The sequence below is a fragment of the Helcococcus massiliensis genome (assembly GCF_900258485.1).
Taxonomy (GTDB): Bacteria; Bacillota; Clostridia; order Tissierellales; family Peptoniphilaceae; genus Helcococcus; species Helcococcus massiliensis.
This window is the reverse complement of the sequence record NZ_OGVE01000011.1, coordinates 1-1,382: the sequence shown is the minus strand read 5'-3', so window position 1 is coordinate 1,382 and position 1,382 is coordinate 1. Positions and strand designations below refer to the sequence as shown.

General features: G+C 30.5%; 2 protein-coding genes. Both read left to right on the top strand.

Features of this window, described 5'->3' with window-relative positions; all coding sequences use genetic code 11:
- The first annotated feature begins 79 nt into the window (after positions 1 to 79).
- Positions 80 to 406, top strand: coding sequence for a helix-turn-helix domain-containing protein (locus C4Q29_RS06310; protein ID WP_103981958.1), 327 nt, complete (start codon positions 80 to 82; stop codon positions 404 to 406).
- Positions 407 to 417: 11 nt separating this feature from the next.
- Positions 418 to 1,263: an IS3 family transposase gene (locus tag C4Q29_RS06305; protein WP_103981957.1), complete on the top strand. Its 846-nt coding sequence runs from the start codon at positions 418 to 420 to the stop codon at positions 1,261 to 1,263.
- The last annotated feature ends 119 nt before the right edge of the window (positions 1,264 to 1,382 follow it).

Genomic DNA, 1,382 nt, shown 5'->3' with positions numbered 1-1,382 from the left:
TTTGAGGTGTCCCCCAAAAAGTAGAGTCAAAAAAATAAAAAACATATATAATAAAATAAAGACTCTAAGGGGGAATATCATGCGTAGAGTACACTATACAAAATCAGATAGATTGAAAATAGTAAAAGAAGCGATGGATCCGGCGTTTGAAGGCAAAGAATATTTAATAGCTAATAAATATTCTATGAGAGAAAGTACTGTAATAAGGTGGAAGAAAAACTATGAACAATATGGAGAAGTAGGGCTTTTAGATAACTTTAATAAAGTATTAAAAAATACAGGTGATAATAACAAAAGGCACAAAGAAATAGTCAAAGAAAAAGATAAAAAAATAAAAGAGTTAGAGGAAGAGATTGAAATACTAAAAAAAGCCGCGGCCTTTCTAGCGAAGATAAACCGAGACTAAAGTATGCATTTATGTATCGTTTTAAGAACGAACATGCAATATTTAGAATGGCCAAAGTATTAGGGGTCTCAGAAAGTGGATACTACAAATGGCTTAAAAGACAAAGTAAGCCAAGTTTAAGAGATATTGAAAATATTGAGATAGAAAAAGAGATAAAAGATATCTTTCATAAGAGTAATGGTGTTTTTGGAATAAGAAAAATAACAAAAATCTTGAACAAGCGAGTAAATAAACCTATCAACCATAAGCGAGTTGAAAGAATAATGAGAGAAAATAAAATCTACTCAAGAGTGAAGAAAAAACACGTAGTAACGACTGATTCTACAAATACTAAAAAGCCAGCAGAAAACTTACTTGAAAGAAACTTTAATAGTGATAAAAAAGGAAATAAATTAGTAAGTGATACAACATATGTAATGACAAATCAAGGAACACTCTATGTTGCAGTGATATTAGACTTGTTTGCAAAGATGCCACTTGGTATGTCTATGAGTAGGAAAAATGATTCTAAGCTTGTAATAGATTGTTTAGAAGATGTATTAAATAGACATAAATTAGAAAAAGGATGTATAATTCATTCTGATAGAGGTTCAACATACGCATCAAAGGATTACCAAGATTTACTAGATAAAAACAATATTGTCTGTAGTATGAGTAGAAAGGGTGATTGCTGGGATAATGCTGCTATGGAGAGTTTCTTTGGAAAGTTAAAGACAGAATGGTTATTTAAAAACCCAAACACAATAACTGAAGCAAAGTATTTAGTTTATGAGTATGTTTGGGATTTTTACACAAAGAAAAGACCACATGCTTCAAATAACTATTTAACTCCTCAAGAAGTATATGAGAAGGCATAGTTGTTGAGGAGCCTAAGGTAAAAATATTCCAAAGGCTCCAATTCTTGAATTTATGAGCTCAAAATCAAGAAATAATTTATCATATTTTAAACTCTACTTTTTGGGGGACACCTCACTTT

Excerpts from the sequence above, each read along its gene's own strand:
- C4Q29_RS06310 (WP_103981958.1), top strand. The coding sequence starts at position 80 with ATGCGTAGAGTACACTATACAAAATCAGATAGATTGAAAATAGTAAAA.
- C4Q29_RS06305 (WP_103981957.1), top strand. The coding sequence starts at position 418 with ATGTATCGTTTTAAGAACGAACATGCAATATTTAGAATGGCCAAAGTA.